This window comes from Pseudomonas sp. KBW05 (assembly GCF_003852405.1).
Classification (GTDB): Bacteria; Pseudomonadota; Gammaproteobacteria; order Pseudomonadales; family Pseudomonadaceae; genus Aquipseudomonas.
In genome coordinates this window covers 42,890-62,348 of record NZ_QAJM01000052.1, presented here as the reverse complement: position 1 = coordinate 62,348, position 19,459 = coordinate 42,890, and the positions used below count along the sequence as shown (strand labels likewise).

General features: G+C 60.5%; 13 protein-coding genes. 9 read left to right on the top strand and 4 right to left on the bottom strand.

The genetic code is table 11. The annotated features are described in order from the left end of the window. Positions 1-5 precede the first annotated feature (5 nt). From DBR46_RS29220 to DBR46_RS29210, 3 genes are all read left to right on the top strand, one after another. Positions 6-3,098, top strand: a complete 3,093-nt coding sequence (locus DBR46_RS29220; RefSeq protein WP_124529759.1) for an efflux RND transporter permease subunit — start codon at positions 6-8, stop codon at positions 3,096-3,098. Positions 3,099-3,273: 175 nt separating this feature from the next. After that, the gene (locus DBR46_RS29215; RefSeq protein ID WP_124529757.1) at positions 3,274-3,915 is read left to right on the top strand and encodes a DUF1345 domain-containing protein; all 642 of its coding nucleotides are present in this window, start codon (positions 3,274-3,276) and stop codon (positions 3,913-3,915) included. 275 nt (positions 3,916-4,190) lie between these two features. After that, positions 4,191-4,652: a hypothetical protein gene (locus DBR46_RS29210; RefSeq protein WP_124529755.1), complete on the top strand. Its 462-nt coding sequence runs from the start codon at positions 4,191-4,193 to the stop codon at positions 4,650-4,652. Positions 4,653-4,711: 59 nt separating this feature from the next. On the opposite strand, the gene DBR46_RS29205 is transcribed toward DBR46_RS29210, so the two are convergent. The 3 genes from DBR46_RS29205 to DBR46_RS29195 all read right to left on the bottom strand — a co-directional run bounded on the left by DBR46_RS29205 (position 4,712) and on the right by DBR46_RS29195 (position 10,698). Next, a complete protein-coding gene (locus tag DBR46_RS29205; RefSeq protein ID WP_124529753.1) occupies positions 4,712-6,979 on the bottom strand; it encodes an autotransporter outer membrane beta-barrel domain-containing protein in 2,268 nt (755 codons plus the stop codon). Positions 6,980-7,194: 215 nt separating this feature from the next. Next, on the bottom strand, positions 7,195-9,186 hold the full coding sequence (locus DBR46_RS29200; RefSeq protein ID WP_124529751.1) for a hypothetical protein: 1,992 nt from the start codon (positions 9,184-9,186) through the stop codon (positions 7,195-7,197). Positions 9,187-9,399: 213 nt separating this feature from the next. Continuing rightward, a complete protein-coding gene (locus DBR46_RS29195; RefSeq protein WP_256659419.1) occupies positions 9,400-10,698 on the bottom strand; it encodes a hypothetical protein in 1,299 nt (432 codons plus the stop codon). Positions 10,699-10,944: 246 nt separating this feature from the next. Between DBR46_RS29195 and DBR46_RS29190 the strand changes: the two genes are divergently transcribed. From DBR46_RS29190 to DBR46_RS29170, 5 genes are read left to right on the top strand one after another with little or no spacing between them, the layout of a single operon-like run. Beyond that, positions 10,945-11,958 (top strand): LacI family DNA-binding transcriptional regulator, encoded by a 1,014-nt coding sequence (locus DBR46_RS29190; protein WP_124529749.1) that lies wholly within the window; start codon positions 10,945-10,947, stop codon positions 11,956-11,958. 43 nt (positions 11,959-12,001) lie between these two features. Further along, positions 12,002-12,784: a sugar phosphate isomerase/epimerase gene (locus DBR46_RS29185; protein WP_124529747.1), complete on the top strand. Its 783-nt coding sequence runs from the start codon at positions 12,002-12,004 to the stop codon at positions 12,782-12,784. Then, positions 12,777-13,718, top strand: coding sequence for a sugar kinase (locus DBR46_RS29180; RefSeq protein ID WP_124529745.1), 942 nt, complete (start codon positions 12,777-12,779; stop codon positions 13,716-13,718). The genes DBR46_RS29185 and DBR46_RS29180 overlap by 8 nt, the downstream gene beginning before the upstream one ends. Positions 13,719-13,763: 45 nt before the next feature. Further along, the gene (locus tag DBR46_RS29175) at positions 13,764-15,056 is read left to right on the top strand and encodes an MFS transporter (RefSeq protein WP_124529743.1); all 1,293 of its coding nucleotides are present in this window, start codon (positions 13,764-13,766) and stop codon (positions 15,054-15,056) included. After that, positions 15,053-16,030, top strand: a complete 978-nt coding sequence (locus DBR46_RS29170; protein ID WP_124529741.1) for a D-glycerate dehydrogenase — start codon at positions 15,053-15,055, stop codon at positions 16,028-16,030. Before DBR46_RS29175 ends, DBR46_RS29170 begins: the two co-directional genes overlap by 4 nt. Positions 16,031-16,159: 129 nt before the next feature. On the opposite strand, the gene DBR46_RS29165 is transcribed toward DBR46_RS29170, so the two are convergent. Then, positions 16,160-17,785, bottom strand: a complete 1,626-nt coding sequence (locus DBR46_RS29165) for a methyl-accepting chemotaxis protein (protein WP_124529739.1) — start codon at positions 17,783-17,785, stop codon at positions 16,160-16,162. Between the two features lie 236 nt (positions 17,786-18,021). Here DBR46_RS29165 and DBR46_RS29160 point away from each other — a divergent pair, with 236 nt between their 5' ends. Beyond that, entirely contained in the window at positions 18,022-19,449 is a 1,428-nt protein-coding gene (locus DBR46_RS29160) for a nucleobase:cation symporter-2 family protein (RefSeq protein WP_124529737.1), read from the top strand. Positions 19,450-19,459 lie beyond the last annotated feature (10 nt).

The window sequence follows — 19,459 nt, the reverse complement described above, 5'->3', positions numbered from 1 at the left end:
CCGCCATGCCGCAGTTCTTTATTGACCGCCCGATCTTCGCCTGGGTGGTGGCCCTGTTTATCCTGCTGGCGGGCTTGCTGGCCATCCCGCAGTTGCCGGTGGCGCAATACCCCAACGTCGCACCGCCGAAAGTCGAAATCTATGCGGTGTACCCTGGCGCGTCGGCGCAGACCCTGGATGAAAGCGTGGTCAGCCTGATCGAGCAGGAGCTCAACGGCGCCGATCACTTGCTGTATTTCGAGTCCCAGAGCAGCCTCGGTTCGGCCACCATCACCGCGACCTTTCAGCCGGGCACCGACCCGGAGATGGCTCAGGTGGATGTGCAAAACCGCCTCAAGGCCGTGGAGCCACGCCTGCCGCAGGCGGTGACCCAGCAAGGTTTGCAGGTGGAGAAAGTCTCCGCCGGCTTCCTGTTGCTGGTCACGCTTACGTCCAACGACGGCAAGCTGGATGACGTGGCGCTCAGCGACTACCTGGCGCGCAACGTGATGAACGAGCTCAAGCGCCTGGACGGCGTGGGCAAGGCGCAGCTGTATGGCGCCGAGCGCGCGATGCGCATCTGGATCGACCCGCAGAAGCTGATCGGCTTCAACCTCACGCCGGCCGATGTGAATGCGGCGATCAGCGCGCAGAACGCCCAGGTCTCGGCGGGGAGCATCGGTGATTTGCCGGGTACAAAAACCCAGGAAATCACTGCGGCGATCCTGGTCAAGGGCCAGCTGTCGACACCGGCAGAATTCGCCGACATCGTGCTCAAGGCCAACCCGGACGGCTCCACCGTGCGCGTCGGCGACGTGGCGCGGGTGGAAATCGGCAGCCAGGAATACCAGTTCTCCACGCGCCTTAATGGCAAGCCGTCCACCGCCGTCAGCGTGCAATTGGCGCCCGGTGCCAACGCGCTGAACACCGCGACCCTGGTGCGGGCGAAGATGGACGAGCTGTCGCGCTACTTCCCGGCGAACGTGGAGTACAAGATTCCGTACGATACCTCGCCCTTCGTCAAAGTCTCGATCACCAAGGTGGTCTACACCTTGCTGGAGGCCATGGCGCTGGTGTTTGCGGTGATGTTCCTGTTCCTGCAGAACGTGCGCTACACGCTGATCCCGACGCTGGTGGTGCCGATTGCGCTGATGGGCACCTTCGCCACCATGCTGTTGCTGGGTTTCTCGATCAACGTGCTGACCATGTTTGGCATGGTGCTGGCCATCGGCATCCTGGTGGACGATGCGATTGTGGTGGTGGAGAACGTCGAGCGCATCATGGTCACCGAGGGCCTGTCGCCCAAGGACGCCACGCGCAAAGCCATGGGCCAGATCACCGGGGCCATCGTCGGCATCACCCTGGTGCTGGTGGCGGTGTTCCTGCCGATGGCGTTCATGGCCGGTTCGGTGGGGGTGATCTACCAACAGTTCTCGCTGTCGATGGCCACCTCGATCCTGTTCTCGGCGTTCCTTGCCCTGACCTTGACCCCAGCGCTGTGCGCCACCTTGCTCAAGCCGATTGCCAAGGGCGAGCACCATGCCAAGGGCGGTTTCTTCGGCTGGTTCAACCGGCGCTTCGAGCAGCTCACCGACCGTTATGAAGGCTGGGTGGCCTACGCCCTCAAGCGCAGCGGCCGTTACCTGCTGATTTACCTGGTGCTGCTGGTGGGCCTGGGCTGGATGTTCACACGCCTGCCCTCCTCGTTCCTGCCGGTGGAAGACCAGGGCTACACCATCACCGACATCCAGCTGCCGCCCGGCGCCAGCAAGAACCGCACGGTGCAGGTGGCCGAGCAGATCGAAGCGCACAACGCCGGCGAGCCGGGGGTGGGCGATACCACCATGATCATGGGCTTCAGCTTCTCCGGTTCGGGGCAGAACGCCGCGTTGGCGTTTACCACGCTCAAGGATTGGTCGGCGCGGGGCAGCGCGGATTCGGCCATGGCCATTGCCGACCGCGCCAACGCCGCCTTCAGCGAGCTCAAGGATGCGATTGCCTACGCCATCCTGCCGCCGCCGGTAGACGGCCTGGGCACCTCCAGCGGCTTTGAGTTCCGCTTGCAGGACCGTGGTGGCGTCGGCCATGCCGCATTGATGGCGGCGCGTACCGAGTTGCTCGCGGCCGCCGAGAAGAGCCCGATCCTCGCCAACGTGCGTGAAAGCGCCCTGGCCGAAGCGCCGCAAGTGCAGCTGGAAGTGGACCGCAAGCAAGCCAACGCCCTGGGCGTGTCGTTTGCCGATGTGGGCAATGTGCTGTCCTCGGCGATTGGTTCGGCCTACATCAACGACTTCCCCAACCAGGGCCGCATGCAGCGCGTGGTGGTGCAGGCCGAAGGCGACCAGCGCAGCCAGGTGGCGGACTTGATGAAGATCCATGTGCGCAACAACGCCGGGAAGATGGTGCCGCTGTCGGCGTTTGTCGAAGCCAAGTGGACCCAGGGCCCGGCGCAGTTGACGCGCTATAACGGCTACCCGGCCATCGCCATCAGCGGCGAAGCGGCACCGGGGCACAGCACCGGCGAGGCGATGGATGAAATCCAGCGCCTGGTCAGCCAGTTGCCGGCGGGTTTGGGCCAGGAGTGGACCGGGCTGTCGTTGCAGGAACGCTTGTCCGGTGCCCAGGCGCCGTTGCTGCTGGGCCTGTCGTTGCTGATCGTGTTCCTCTGCCTGGCGGCGCTGTATGAAAGCTGGTCGATCCCCACGTCGGTGTTGCTGGTGGTGCCGCTGGGCGTGCTCGGCGCAGTGCTGGCGGTGAGCTTGCGCGGCATGCCCAACGATGTGTTCTTCAAGGTGGGCTTGATCACCATCATTGGCCTGTCGGCGAAGAACGCGATTCTGATCATCGAGTTTGCCAAGGACCTGTATGACCAGGGCGAAGACCTGATCAGCGCGACGTTGAAAGCGGCACGCTTGCGTTTGCGACCGATCATCATGACCTCGCTGGCGTTCATCCTCGGCGTGGTGCCGTTGGCAATTGCCACCGGGGCCAGCTCGGCGAGCCAGCAGGCGATTGGTACGGGGGTGATTGGCGGGATGATCACCGCGACGTTGGCGGTGGTGTTTGTGCCGGTGTTCTTTGTGGTGGTCATGAAGCTAGTGAAGAAAACGCCCCGATAGCACCAACACCGCAGCTCCCCTTGTGGGAGCGGGCTTGCTCGCGAAGGCGGTGTGTCAGTCAATGCATCCGGTGACTGACCCACCGCCTTCGCGAGCAAGCCCGCTCCCACAGGGGTTAGTTGCTGCATTCACGATCCTGTACAGTCTGTTCACACATCGTCAGTTGTGAGCCGCCATGCCCTTCCTCGTCCGCACCCACCCTCGCCTCTCCACCGCTGCCGTGCTGGGCCTTGCCGTCGGCATCCTGGTTCCCGCCGACAGCCTCGTCAGCAAAACCCTCATCGGCTGGAACGCCGGCGTCTGGACCTACCTGGTACTGATGCTGTGGCTGACCATCCGCGCCAAGGCCCCCGACGTCAAACGCATCGCCGAAATCGAAGATGAAAACGCCGGCTTGGTGCTGTTCATGGTGTGCATCGCGGCCATCGCCAGCCTGGCGACCATCACCTTCGAACTGGTCGGCAGCAAAGACCTGCCCACCACCGCGCGCCTGCTGCACTACGGGTTTACTGGGCTGACGGTGATCGGTTCATGGTTGCTGATCGGGGTGATTTTCAGCGTGCATTACGCGCGTTTGTATTACACCTGGGATGGCAAGGAACCGGCGCTGCGTTTTGCCGAGGGCCTGACGACCCCCAATTACTGGGACTTCCTGTACTTCTCGTTCACCATCGGCGTGGCGGTGCAGACCTCGGATGTGGGTGTGGCCACGCGGGGCATGCGCAAGGTGGTATTGGGGCAGTCGTTGATCGGGTTTCTGTTCAATACGGCGATCCTGGGGTTCTCGATCAATATTGCGGCTGGGTTGTTTGGCTGAGCAATACGCACCTGTTTAGGCCTTAAAGAAATAAAAAAACGGGCTGTTGAACTGTCATATCTGACAGTAGATTTATTCAAGGAAGCGCGTCTAATTGAAACCACGGTACGGCGGCTGATTCGAAGATAGTCATCGATGAAGTCAGGCAAATGCCCCTGCTCTACCTGCAGGCTTTGACAGTTAACAGCGCTGCCCACAGTGCTATTTGTCAGTTGAGCCAGAGACTCCGGCCATCCCGCGTTTTTGACCTATTCATCCAAGATGGAGACGCAATCATGCCAGCACAAACTGCAACGCTGACTCCCCACCAACAGAGCGTATTGTTCCCCCGGGCACGTGAGGCAGAGGGAACCTTCTCGGTGTTCCTGGATGCCCAGGAAATCAGTGTCCAAACCATCACCATTGTTAATGACCCCTCACAACGCATTCTGGGTATTACCGGGCGCAACACCGAGGGCCAGGACACCGTGCGGGAAATCTATATTCAGTTTGCGGACCACACGCCGGCCGGCACGACGTTCGACTTGACGAACAGTGAGTTCACCTCTACCAGAGTCTGGCTCTCGATCAAGACTGCGACGGATACTTACGTGGTACGCGGCGTTATCGGCACCTTGAACATTCAACAAATCTTCCCGCAGCTTATCAAGGTCCAGGGCTCCGCTGTTGTTACCACCGATACCAATCCGAGCGGCGCTGTACACAGCTTGGTCGTCAACTTCGACATTCATACCTGAGCCGACAAACAGGCAAAAAAAAGCCCGTATCTTGCGATACGGGCTTTTTTGATCGGGGTTTACCAGGTGTACCGAACACCCACGTTGGCCCCCCAAGGCTGTTCAACTTTACTGCCGCTGCTGTGCTCAAGATCGGCATGCAGTTGCAGGTTCTTCGACAGCTTCACCGCGACGCCTGCGCCGAACTCGGCACGCGAGCCGGACAGGTCGTTGTTGAACACATTGTTGTTCACCGACACCTTATTGTTGTTGGCAAACTCGTGCACCATCGCCGCGCGCAGGTAAGGCTGGACCACGCTGCCACTGTCGAGTTGAATATCACGCCCAACCGTCGCACCGGCCTTGGCCATGATCGAGCGGGTACGTTCGCCGTCGGCTTTCAGGCCATTATCCAGGTTGTAGTTGGCGCCCTGGATCACCACGGTCGACACTTGGGCATACGGTTCGACGAAGAAGCCGTCATCCAGCTTGATGTTGCGACCGAACTCAGCCGACAAGCCACCACCGGTATTGTTGTACTTGCCCTTGGACGAAGTGCCGTCGCTCAAACCGACCTTGGACTCGTTGTGGAAGCGGTTGACCTTGGCAACGGCGTCGAAATACAGGCCGCTTTCATCATCCAGCCAGGTGGCATAGGCACCCAGGTAGTAGCTCTTCACGTTACCGGAAGTGCCGCGTTTGAGGTTCAGGTCGGACGAACTGTGGCCAGCCATCACACCCACCATCCACTGGCTATCGACCAGCGGCGTGTCGGCACCCAGAGTGAAACCCTGCTGGGTTTGGTCGTAGCCCACGCCAGTGCTCTCGGCCACCTTGTATTTATTGCCATAACCACGAACCCATACACCCGCCTGACCTGGCTCAAATCGCAGTTCACCCATACGCGTACGCAGTGAAGTGGCCTCGCCGTACCAGACGGTCGGTGCGGTGTTGAACAGCGCCAGCACCGAGCGGGTGCCTGGGCTGATCACGCGGTTGTTGGGATCAAGGAACCAATCGGTGCCTTCCTTCTTCAGACCGTAGGAGAAAGCACCCACGTCGACCACATCGCCCACCAGGGAAAAGTTGGCGTCGCCACCACCGGTGTGCACCACGCGAATCTCTTCAGGCTTCACCGGCTCTGTACCGCTGGCCGCGAGCAACAGGCTGTGATTGCCCTTGGCCTCGCCTTCGATGTTCAGGAAGTCCGTAACGCCACGGGCAAAATCAGTGCCCATGACAAAGGTGCCATTGCCTTCCAGGCTGTCCAGGTCCAATTGATAAAAGGCGTTAGTGTCGCCAAATTTGACCGTCCCACCCGCCAGGCTCAAGGCGCCCACCTGGCTGTTGCCGGTCAACTCCCAGAAAGATGCATCGCCCACGTTCAGGCTGGTGACATTCTTCAACTGGCCGGTAAGGCCGGCATTGTTCTGCAGGCTCAAATGCGCCGTGCTGCCATCCTCGACAATCACATTGCCGTTCAAACGGCTGTTGTCGACATTCATGTTGGCAGTCGCGCCGCTGTTCACTTCCAGCAGCGTGCCATTACCACCGGTCAAGGTCGAACCATTGCGTACGTCGATGTCGACGGTCGGAACGCGTCCTGGGCGGCCCTCGACAAGAATCGCGGAGCCCGTGCGGCCTTCGACGTGGGAGTTGTCCAGCACCAACTTGCTGGATTCGGCGCTGTTCAACAGGTTCGTCATGAGCACACCGTTCTTGCCACCGATCAATGTGCTTTGGCTGGCGGTCACGAGTGCGCCGCTGTCCAGTCGAACGCCGGCACTGTCGGCACCGGTGCCTTCAACCCAGCTGTTTTGGTTGAAGTGCAGCTCGCTGTTACCTTGCGCAAGCGCACCGGCAGTAACGCCTTTGATGACACTGTTGAACACATCGGCAACCCCGCCTTTAAGCGAACCGGCACTCTGGAACGCCTGCAAGCCGAAATTGGTATGGCTGATCAGGGTACTGCCGGTGATGGTTGCAGTGCTGTCATCCAGGCGCACGGCACCAAACGACGGGTTGCGCGACTCTACATGTGCGCCCGTGAGGCTGACGGTCGAGCCTTGCGTAGCGCGGATGTCATTCACTCGACTGCCGGCGTTCACGATCAATGCCGAATCATTGGCCAGGATACTCTGTGCAGTGGCGCCGTTAAGGGTCAGTTCGGACTTATGGTCCAGTTGCCAGTCTTTGGACGACTCACTGGAGTCAATGGTCTTTTGTTCGCCAATCAGCTGATCGGCGTGGGCAGCCCCATGAACCGCTGCAAACATAAGCAGGGTCATGGTCGGGACTTTCATCATCGCGCTCAGGGGCTTGAGCTTGAAGTTGTCGGGTACGTACATAGTCGTTCACTCTCTGGGGGGGGAGCCGATGAAAACGGTTAGGCTCGTTCCCAAGGAATGGAGCCTTACCTGTGCGGCGCAAAGAGTACGTACCAAACATCCCAAGCTCTGTAGGACTTATCTTATTGAGGTGAGTGAACCGGCAGCAGCCAGGGCGGGGGAAATGCTTGCGCAAAAAAGGGGAGCTACGCTCCCCTATTCTTTTTCAGGTTCGATCAAGATGAGGGAATATTGGTCCCGTCGCAGAAGAAGTGGGTGTTCGCCAGCGTGCTCCGTATTTCCGACGGTTCACCATGGCCAGTCACTCCATTGCTCAAAACCGTTTCATAGGTCGCCACGATAGTGCCCCTCGGGGCCTGGGCCAGGTCCGGCATGTAGTCAATTTCGAACGTGATTCCGTTGTCGATGTCGGGTTGGCTCAAGCTTGGGTGAATCTTCGTAACCGGGAACGTCCCAATTGGCAGGCCTGGATATGTATTGGTAAGGCTCAACGTCAATGTCAGTGACACGCCGAGGGCCATCCGTGGATCGCCTGGCACATAAACCTCACCAAACAGCACAGGGGGGGTCCCGGGCGTCCGAGTTTTCAAGTCCGAGCAGAACCAACGACCCGCGATCGCAGCCACATACTGCGCTTTCGCCAACTCCACGACGACGGCGTCCTGTACATCGACCGTGGTGGATGGCGACTCGTTTTCGTTGGTTGTCGCCGGGTCGAGGACCAGATATTTGATGGTCTTCAGGTCGTTGCCATGACGGGCAACCACGGCCCAATCGATATTGAACGAGAACGTACTGCCCCCCGCCGCAGTACCGATAGGGAACGGTCCAACCCGCTCATCCTCCCAGAGAAAGATGATCGACAGCCCCGGATGCGGCGCCACTGCAACGGTCCACAAGACGATGTCCACGCGTACCTGTTGATCAGCATGGGCAGGCAGCAGCACATCCGGGGTCGTCGAACCGGCGCCGAATACGTGGGCCAAGTTAAGGTTGATATTGGGAGTACCTGGGTCCCCAGGGTTGATGGCACCGCCTACCGACAAATCGAGCCGGATGGTTTTGTCGAAAGAGGGGAACAGGGCGCCGTTGCGGGAAATCCGATAGCGCACAGGCACCGACTGCGGCCCAACCGTGGTTTGGGTATAAGCGCCCCTGATTGCTGCCTGCATGCCGATGAATGTCTGCGGAAACGACGTGAATGGCATGCCCAATGGGCCAAAAGGTTGCGTATCCCACTGTACCTCCAGGCGATCAAGCGTGGGCGCGTGGTTGTTATAAAGCCTGACCACTACCTCAGGATCCCTCAGGTAGTCTGCAATATTGATCAAATCGTCTGTACTACCGCCCTCGGGCGCAGGCGCAAAAGGAAGAAATGGGGTGCCACGTTCTGGATCGTCGATCAACGCAACGCGCCGAGTTTCGATGAATGAAGGACGACTGACGTTTCCCGCCCTGTCTGTGATGGTGTAGAACGCATTAAGGTCGCCACTCACGTCGATCATTGCTGCCGGCAGGAAAAAAGCTGTGTTGCCTGTCTGCAACATTGGAATGCCCCCGGCAGGGCTGACGATGTCCTGTGGACGCGGGAACATCACCGAGCTCCAGTAGAACGTAATAAAATCTCCGAGTGCCCACTGGCCAGGGGGCGGCACGAACGTGTTTTGGGGGATTTGGAACATCACCCCGCCGTGCAAGGCCAAATACGCATTGTCTATCGGCGTACCTACGGGAAGCGTGCCGGGCCACATTATTGCAAAGGGCTGATCTCGAAAAGAGGGATCGGAATACGGCGAAAGCAGGTCAACGGTAAAATTCCCAGGCTCCGAGTGTTCTCCCGTCGCTGCCGGAACACCACCGATGTTGAGGTACTGAACGCTACGTAGCTGATAGAAACCATGCCGGAAACCACCGGGTGGAGCGGGCACGGTGATTTCGAACCTGTCAGGGATGGGGATAGGGGTCTCACTCAGTTGAATCGGCGCTGTCAACGCAACCCAGACCAACAGTGGTTGTGTAGCGTCCGCCATTTCGACGACGAAAAAATCATCGAAATCTGAAATATCGCCCGTTTTGCATCGTACGGTGAGGGGGGCAGTCGCATTACTGGCCAGAATCAGCCCGGTAGCATCATCAAGGGCACCCACGATAGTGGGGGCCGCTGGGGCTTCCAGGGGAGCCAATGGCACATTCGGATTGCTGCTCATTTTTGATGATCTCCACGTTCGTTCAATGTAGGTTTCTTTCAAAAAAACCACTTATCCGCCTGGGACATACCGAGGACGAACTCATTTCCCGGCAATACATCTCCCTACCGCTTCATGTGCGGCATAGCCAAAACACTTAGTGCTTGCGGTGAAATCTGCCTCGGCGCCCCTATAACGCTTTACCCATAGGATGCTGTGCATCTGCGCCCAGGGTCAGGGCTCAGGCGCATTGCCGTGTATCCAGCAATAGCGAGTGGGTGGCGTCGACGGCACTACGCGGTCAAACCGTGCGAACCGGGAAGCAGACCGGCCAATCATTAATCCCCCCCTGTACACCCTGTAACTCGCCTCCCCTCCCGCCCTTTCCTTGAGCGGGCGGATCAGACGCTCAACATCGAGAATCCAGAAGGAGTAACCCAATGCGTCAGCTACCGAGTCCCAAATGTGGCTTTGGGTATCGGCGATGCCTGGAAGTGGGTCCACGTCAGGGGCCTGGCGATAACCTTGAAAGTGCATCACAACCAAGTCCCCATGCTGGATACCCAAACCCGGCCCAGTACTCGGTTCAATGCGAATCTCGACGCCGAACCAGATTCTTGGTGTACAGGCGCATGTCATATATCGGTTTGGATTCGCTATGGGTTCAGAATCAGTCTGCGGAAAACGCGGCCGAGGGTAAGTCGGAACGGGCAGCCCCACCTCCAGCGCAGCCTGCGCGACCAGGGAAAACTCTGGGTTGAGATTGCCGGCCCGATCCCTCAGCCGATAAAAGCAGAAAATAAAAGCAGCGCCAGGGAAGTTCTGGAAAACCGTATTGGGGACTTGCACGATTATTGACCCAGTGGCACTCACCAGCGGCGGAGAAATCACCGTGGGCGCAACCGTCGGTAGCGCGTTCACATCCGAAAAATACATCAGTATTTCATCACCCACCTCACGCCCCAGATAACCCCCAGGGACTTCCATGGGCACCAATGGCGTCATGCCCAAGTACAGGTCAGTGATCGGATCAATTGGATAAATCGCCGGCGGCAGCGGCCCTCCAGCCCCAGGCGCATCCCGATCTATTCTGAGCAGTGTGGGGTCAGACGTATCGAAATTTGGCGAGGTTGGCGAGTCGAGATGAACCCGGAAAGAGAGATCGACATGCGCGCTGTTCAGCAAGAACGCCTGGGGAATCTCAAATGGAATAGGAAAGTCGCCGGGGGTCAGCGGACCATCCAGTTGCAGGGCCGGCAACACGTCGACGGGTGCCGCGCTGTGGTCATCCCACACGGGTATGACGTAGTGAGTCTCGCCAACGCCGGGGAGGAAGGTCCATGGCGTTTCGATTTCGCACGCAAGGTTGTCGAAATAGTACGCTGCAGGCACTAATCCATCTGACAGCGCACGAACCACCCGGGGGCCATCAAACGCCAGCACGGCCCCAGAACCAGCAGTAACATTACCCGCCTGTGATTTTTTGGGCTTTGATTTTGCGGGCTTTGACTTTATGGCTTTTGGCTTGCTCATATCGCCCTCCTGTGGACCCAACATCCAACACGCGTAATGCGGTAATGCCGTTAACTTAAAGGCGATTGAACACCCGGAACGCCCGCCCGGATACTGTCAGAACTAACAGGTGCGATTGCCGCCCGTCGGGTTCATCAACCTGAACACGGCGTCATCCTGCGAATTTCCTCTTGACTGCAAGCAATGGCTGGTGTCTTCTGAAACCGGTTTCAGCGCACTCCGAATTCCAATAAGAAAGGCTCCACCGTGACTTCATTTTCCGCCGCCCAGCGCAGCCGCGTGACCATGCTCGACGTGGCCCAACACGCCGGCGTGTCCAAAGCCAGCGTCTCGCGTTTTATCGGCGACGATCGCGCCCTGCTCTCCGATGCTATCGCGCTGCGCATCGAGCAAGCCATCGAGCAACTTGGCTACCGTCCCAACCAAATGGCCCGTGGCCTCAAACGTGGGCGCACACGCCTGATCGGTATGCTCGTCGCCGATATCCGCAACCCCTATTCCATCGCCGTGATGCACGGCGTCGAAACCGCCTGCCGCCAGCACGGCTACAGCCTGGTGGTGTGCAACACCGACCGCGATGACGAACAGGAACGCCAGCACCTCGCCGCGCTGCGTTCGTACAACATCGAAGGGCTGATTGTGAACACCCTCGGCCATCACCTCGACCAACTGCTGGAACTGCAACGGGAAATGCCCCTGGTGCTGGTGGACCGCAAGCTCGCGCCGCTGCACAGCGACCTGGTGGGGTTGGACAACCCGGCGGCGGTGCGCATGGCCGTAGAGCATCTGGAGCAACAGGGTTATCGCGACGTGCTGCTGGTGAGCGAAGCCACCGATGGCACCAGTTCGCGGTTGGAGCGCTTGGACAGCTTCAAGGCCGAGATTGCCGGCCGCCCGCAGCTGACCGGTGCGGTATTGGAACTGGACGGCGAACTGGAACAGCACCTGCAAATATTTCTCGCCAAATCCGGCCCCAAGGCGCTGTTCTGTGCCAACGGCGTCGCCGCGCTGGCCTGCACCCGCGCGCTCAAGCACCTGGGCTGCAACCTGTTCGACGACGTTGGCCTGATCGCCCTGGATGACCTGGACTGGTACCCGCTGGTAGGGAATGGCATCACCGCCCTCGCCCAGCCCACCGAAGCCATCGGCGCCAGCGCATTCGAGTGCCTGCTCAAGCGCCTGCGCGGCGATACCGAGCCGACGCGCACCCTGGACTTCCTGCCACAACTGATTGTTAGAGGCTCCACCCAGAGGCTCTAAATTTTTTGCTTAAAAATGAAACCGGTTTCAGAGGTAAACAACAATGCACAAATACCCCGTCTCCATCAGCCTTTCCAGCTACGGCGCCGACCTGGTCCGCCAGCAGGGCCAATTGAGTTTTGTCGAGCTGCTCGCCGCCGCCGGTGCCCAGCGCATCGAATGGCGCGAAGAGTTACTGACCCACGAACACCCCGCCGAACTGGCCCAGGCCGCCGCGCAGCATGACTTGCAATCGGTATTCTCTTCGCCCCTGGAACTGTGGGTCGCCGGCCGCGCCCAGCCCAACGCCGAGCTCGCCGCCACCCTCGACCGCGCCCAGGCCTTCGGTGCGCGCTGGCTGAAAGTCTCCCTCGGCTATTTCACCGACACCAACGACCTCGACAGCCTGCACGCCCTGCTCAACCGCCACCCGGTGCAGCTGCTGGTGGAAAATGACCAGACCCTGCACGGCGGACGGATCGAGCCGATGCAGCGCTTCTTTACCGAGGTCGAACGCCTGGGCCTGCCGATCAAGATGACCTTCGACATCGGCAACTGGCAGTGGCAAGACCAATCCGCCCTCACCGCCGCGCGCCTGCTCGGCCGCCATGTGGATTACCTGCACTGCAAGGCCGTGGCCCGCCGCCCGGACGGCAAACTCGTCGCCCTACCGCCCGGCGCCACCGACCTGCACCTGTGGGAACAATTGCTCAAGCACATGACTCAAGGGATTACCCGGGCGGTGGAATTCCCGCTGCAAGGCGACGACCTGATCGCCGTCACCGCGCAGCAAGTCAGCACCCTCGCCCACCTTGGCCAACCGCGTGCGGAGAACGCCCATGTCTGAGATCGATATCCTCTCGTTTGGCGAAACCATGGCGATGTTCGTCGCCGAGCAAACCGGCGATCTGGCCCAGGTTGCGCAGTTCCACAAGCGCATTGCCGGCGCCGACAGCAATGTCGCCATCGGCCTGTCGCGCCTGGGTTTCAACGTGGCGTGGCTGAGCCGCGTGGGCAATGACTCCCTCGGGCGTTTTGTGGTGGATACGTTGCAAAACGAAGGGCTGGATTGCCGACATGTGGCGGTTGATCCCCTGCATCCGACGGGCTTCCAGTTCAAGTCCCGCGAAGAAGCCGGTGCCGACCCGCAGGTGGAGTACTTCCGCAAGGGTTCGGCAGCCAGTCACCTGTCGGTTGCGGCGATCAGTCCGACCTTGCTCGACGCCCGTCACCTGCACGCCACCGGGATTCCGCCCGCGCTGTCCGAGGCGACCCGCGAGCTGTCGGTGGAACTGATGACGCAAATGCGCAGCGCCGGGCGCAGCGTGTCGTTCGACCCCAACCTGCGCCCCGCGTTGTGGGCCAGCCAGGCGCAAATGGTCCGCGAAATCAATGCCCTCGCCAGCCTGGCCGACTGGGTCTTGCCGGGCCTGGGCGAAGGCCGCCTGCTCACCGGTTTCGATGACCCGGCCGATATCGCCGCGTTCTACCTCGACCGTGGCGCCGAAGCCGTGGCCATCAAGCTCGGCGCAGACGGCGCTTACTACCGCACGCACCTGGACCAGGGTTTTATCGCCGCCGTGCCCGTGGCCAACGTCGTCGACACCGTTGGTGCTGGCGACGGTTTTGCCGTCGGCATGATCAGCGCCCTCCTGGAAAACCTCAGCTTCCCCGAGGCCGTGCAGCGCGGCAACTGGATCGGCAGCCGTGCCGTGCAAAGTCGCGGCGACATGGAAGGTTTGCCTACCCGTTCAGAGTTACCCGTTCGATCCGTTGCCTAACCCACTACCTGTTGCCACAACTACAACAAGCTCAGGAGCAACCCCATGGAAACCGTGAAACTCGCCACCCGCCGTTGGTGGTACATCATGCCCATCGTTTTTATCACCTACAGCCTGGCCTACCTGGACCGCGCCAACTACGGTTTCGCCGCCGCCTCCGGGATGGCCGAAGACCTGATGATCACCCCCGGCATGTCGTCGTTGCTGGGGGCACTGTTTTTTCTCGGCTACTTTTTCTTCCAGGTGCCGGGGGCGATCTACGCTCAGAAGCGCAGCGTGAAGAAGCTGATCTTTGTCAGCCTGATCCTCTGGGGCGGCTTGGCCACGCTGACCGGCGTGGTGTCCAACGCCTACATGCTGATCGTGATTCGCTTCATGCTTGGCGTGGTCGAAGCTGCGGTGATGCCGGCGATGCTGGTGTACCTGTGCCACTGGTTCACCCGTGCCGAACGCTCGCGGGCCAACACCTTCCTGATCCTCGGCAACCCGGTGACCATGCTGTGGATGTCGGTGGTGTCGGGCTATCTGGTGCAGCATTTCAGCTGGCGCTGGATGTTTATCATCGAAGGTTTGCCCGCCGTGCTGTGGGCGTTTATCTGGTGGCGCCTGGCCGATGAGCGGCCAAAGGATGCGAAGTGGCTCAGCGACAGCGAAAAGCACAGCCTGGAAACCGCCCTCGCCGCCGAACAGGTGGGCATCAAGGCCGTGAAGAACTATGGCGAAGCGTTCCGTTCGCCCAAGGTGATCATTCTCGCGTTGCAGTTCTTCTGCTGGAGCATCGGCGTATATGGCTTTGTGCTGTGGCTGCCGTCGATCCTCAAGGCCGGGTTGCAGATGGACATGGTCGAGGCCGGCTGGCTGTCGGCGCTACCGTACCTAGCGGCGGTGATTGGCATGTTGGTGGTGTCGTGGGGCTCGGACAAGCTGCAAAAACGTAAACGGTTTGTCTGGCCGCCGCTGCTGATCGCGTCCGTCGCGTTCTATGGCTCCTACGCCCTGGGTGCCGAACACTTCTGGTGGTCCTACACCCTGTTGGTGATTGCCGGAGCCTGTATGTATGCACCTTACGGCCCATTTTTTGCCATCGTCCCCGAGATCCTGCCAGCCAACGTCGCCGGCGGCGCCATGGCGCTGATCAATAGCATGGGCGCCCTCGGCTCGTTCGGCGGCTCGTACCTGGTGGGCTACCTCAATAGCAGCACCGGCTCGCCCGGTGCTTCGTACCTGCTGATGAGCGGCGCGCTGCTGCTGTCGGTGGTGTTGACGATTTTCCTCAAGCCCGGCGCCAGCGACCGCGCGCCGGCGCCAACCCTGGATTTGAAGGTAAAGACCGCATGAAAAAGTCTGTCGTGTTGTACAAAAAACTCTCCGCACCGCTGATGGCGCGCCTGCATGAACAGGCGGACGTCACCCTGATCGAAGCGCTGGACGCCAGCGGCCTGGCCAAACTGCGCGACGCCCTGCCGACTGCCCACGGCCTGCTCGGCGCGAGCTTGCGCCTGGATGCGCAATTGCTGGAGCTTGCGCCGCAGTTGAAAGCGGTGGCGAGCGTGTCCGTGGGCGTCGACAACTACGACATCGACTACCTGACCGCGCGCGGCATCCTGCTCAGCAACACCCCCGACGTGCTCACCGAAACCACCGCCGACACCGGCTTTGCGCTGATCCTCGCCACCGCCCGCCGCGTGGTTGAACTGGCCGACATGGTGCGCGCCGGGCAGTGGAACAAAAACATCGGCCCCGCGCACTTCGGCAGCGATGTGCACGGCAAGACCCTGGGCATCATCGGCATGGGCCGCATCGGCGAGGCCCTGGCCCAGCGTGGGCATTTTGGTTTTGGCATGCCGGTGATCTACCACAGCCATTCGCCCAAACCGTTGGTGGAACAGCGCTTTGGTGCGCAGTACCGCAGCTTGCCTGACCTGCTGCAACAGGCCGATTTTGTCTGCCTCACGTTGCCATTGACGGCCGAAACAGAAAAACTGATTGGCGCCGAAGAGTTTGCGCTGATGGGCCCGGAGACGATCTTTATCAACATCTCACGGGGCAAGGTGGTCGACGAAGCGGCGCTGGTGGAGGCGTTGCAACAGCGCACGATTCGTGCAGCGGGGTTGGATGTATTTGAGAAGGAGCCGCTGGATCACGGATCACCATTGCTGCGCTTGAACAATGTGGTGGCAACACCGCATATCGGCTCGGCGACCCATGAGACACGAGAGGCAATGGCCAAATGTGCGGTGGACAATCTGCTGCAGGCGTTGGCCGGGGAAAGGCCGAAGAACCTGGTGAACCCCGCGGCCTGGACTCAGTAACCCTGACACACCGCTGAAAAAACTGTGGGAGCTGGCTTGCCTGCGATCGCGGTGGTTCAGTCAATGATGCATTGACTGACAGGTTGCTATCGCAGGCAAGCCAGCTCCCACAAGGGTTTGCGGTGACTGTTAGATCACGAAGCGCGCCACCATCCCATTCAAATCCACCGCCAGGCGTGACAGCTCATGGCTGGCTGCGCTGGTCTGGTTGGCACCCGCCGCCGACTGGGTCGCGAGGTCGCGGATGTTCACCAGGTTGCGGTCCACTTCGCGGGACACCTGGGCCTGTTCTTCCGAAGCGCTGGCGATCACCAGGTTGCGCTCGTTGATCAGGCTGATGGACTGGGTGATCTGCTCCAGCGCCACACCAGCAGCGCGGGCCATTTCCAGGGTGTTTTGTGTGCGTTGATTGCTTTGCTGCATCGATTGCACCGCTTCACCGGTGCCGTTCTGGATACCGGCAACCATCTTCTCGATCTCCTGGGTCGACTGCGCCGTGCGATGGGCCAAGGCCCGCACTTCGTCGGCCACCACCGCAAAACCGCGCCCGGCTTCACCGGCGCGTGCCGCTTCGATGGCGGCGTTGAGCGCCAGCAGGTTGGTCTGCTCGGCGATCGCACGGATCACGTCGAGCACCTTGCCAATATCGCGGCCTTGGGTGGCCAGGCCTTCGATCAACACGGACGTGTTTTGCACATCCTGGGTCATGGTCTGGATCGCGCCGACAGTTTCCACCACACGGTCGCGGCCTTCACGTGCTGCCTGGTTGGACTGGCTGGATGCTTCGGAGGTGGACACCGCGTTACGCGCCACTTCTTCCACCGCCGCCGTCATCTCGTTGACCGCCGTGGCGGCCTGGTCGATTTCATTGTTCTGTTGTTGCAGGCCCTTGGACGCCTCTTCGGTGACCGCGCTGAGTTCCTCAGCGGCGGAAGCCAGCTGCGTGGCCGAGCCGGCGATGTGCTGGATGGTCTGGCGCAGGTTGGCCTGCATCGCCGCCAGCGCGCCCAACAGGCGAGCCGGTTCGTCCTTGCCATCGTCTTCGATGACTTTGCTCAGGTTGCCACTGGCGATGGTTTCGGCCACTTCCACGGCTTTGCGCAAAGGGGCGACGATGCTGCGCGTGAGCAACCAGGCCAGCAGCACCGTGAGCAGCGCGGCAACCACCGACACGGCAATCACACCGGTGATCGCGCCCTGATAACTGTGCCCGGCCTCAGCGTCGGCATCCTTGGCATCGGCCGCGTTGATGGCGATCAGCTTGTTCAACTGCTCGCCCATCTGGTCGGTGCCATCCTTGATCCGGGTATTGATCAGGGTACGCATGTCCTCGACCTTGCCTTGCTTGGACAGGGTCAGCATCTCGGCCTGGGCCTTGAAGTAGTTGTCCAGGGTGGCGACAAACGTCTTGTACAGCGCGGCCTCCTCCGTACCAGCGGGCAGCACCGCGTAACCAGCCTGGGCCGCTTTCACCTTGTCGGCCAGCACGCCCATGCGCGTTTCGGCTTCTTGCAGACCTGCCGGTTCACGGTTGACCAGCACACGGAACGACAGGATGCGCAGGCGCAGCACGTTCTCGGTGATAGCGCCAAGATACGTCACGCTGGGCACCTGGTTCGCGCTCATGTCCACCGACGATTGGCGTATCTGCGTCATGCGATTGACCGCAAACACCCCCAATAAAACCACTAACAACGCAATAAAAGCGAAACCGAGAAACGCGCGTGGGGCGATATTCAGCTGACGAAGTGACATAGGGGGGTGCTCTCAGAAGTAGTGTTTGCGAGCGTCCCTGCCGCGAAACGATCAGCCGGCGTCAACGCGCCGTTCTGACCTTTGGTCACCACTGTTATGGTTGGAATGTGGGCCTATACGAGGTATCGGCAGGCTTTGCCGATTTATGCAGGGCGTTTATAAATATTTTTTTACACTTCTGACGCTAGGCAGTTTCTGGCATCCTGCGCCTCCATTTTCTGACCCGAGCCCGCATTTTGTCTGACGCTCAAGCCCCCCGCCCCCGTTATAAATCCGACCTGATCTACGGCCTGGAAGACCGCCCGCACTTCACCGCCGCGATTTTTGCCGCGCTGCAGCACGTGCTGGCCAGTTTCGTCGGCATCATTACGCCCACGCTGATTGTCGGCGGTGTGCTGGGCCTGGAAAGCGAAGTGCCGTACCTGGTGAGCATGGCGCTGTTTGTGTCGGGGCTGGGCACCTTTGTGCAAGCGCGCAAGTTCGGGCCCATTGGCTCGGGGCTGCTGTGCCTGCAAGGCACGAGTTTTTCGTTTATCAGCGTGATCCTCAGCGCCGGGTTTATGGTCAAGGCCCGGGGCGGCGGCACCGAGGAGATTCTCTCGACGATCTTCGGCATCTGCTTTTTTGCCGCGTTTATCGAAGTGGTGCTGAGCCAGTTCATCGGCAAGCTGCGCATGCTGATCACCCCGGTGGTCACCGGCACCATCATTACCTTGATGGGCTTGTCACTGATCAAGGTCGCGGTCACCGACATGGCCGGCGGGTATGGCGCCCAGGACCTTGGCGCGGCCACCAACATGGGCCTGGCGGCCTTGGTGCTGTTGACCATCGTCGTGCTCAACCGCTTCAGCAATCCGTTCCTGCGCCTGGGCTCCATCGTTATCGGCCTGACCCTGGGCTTTGTGGTGGCCTGGATGCTCGGCCGCGTAGACATGGCGGCCTTGCCGCAGGTGCCGTTGATCAGTGTGCCGGTGCCATTCAAGTACGGGTTCTCGTTCGATTGGGTGGCGTTTATCCCGGTGGCCGTGATCTTCCTGATTTCGCCGTTGGAAGCGGCCGGTGACCTGACGGCCAACTCGATGATTTCCCAGCAGCCGGTCAAGGGCCCGCTGTATATCAAGCGCATCAAGTCGGGCCTGTTGGCCGACGGCCTGAACTCGGCGATGGCCGCCACCTTCAACAGTTTGCCGATGGTGACCTTCGCGCAGAACAACGGCGTGATCCAGCTGACCGGCGTGGCCAGCCGCTACGTCGCGTACTTTATCGCCGGCCTGCTGGTGCTGCTGGGGCTGTTCCCGATGATTGGCGCGGTGCTGCAATTGATGCCCAAGCCGGTGCTGGGTGGCGCCACCCTGATCATGTTCGGCACCGTCGCGGTGGCCGGGATCAAGATCCTCGCCGAAGCCGGCCTGCACCGGCGCAACGTGCTGATCGTGGCGATCTCCCTCGGCATGGGCCTGGGCGTCGCCGCCGTGCCGGAAGTGCTGCGCGACCTGCCCAAGGCGCTGCACAACATCTTCGAATCGCCGATCACCGTGGGCGCATTCTGTGCAATCCTGCTGAACATTTTCCTGCCGGAAGAGTTCATAGAGCTGGAAGAAGATGAATTTGATCCGGAGTCCTCTACCCTCAAAGTGATGCAGGACCCGGACGTCACGAAATAAGGGACACTTT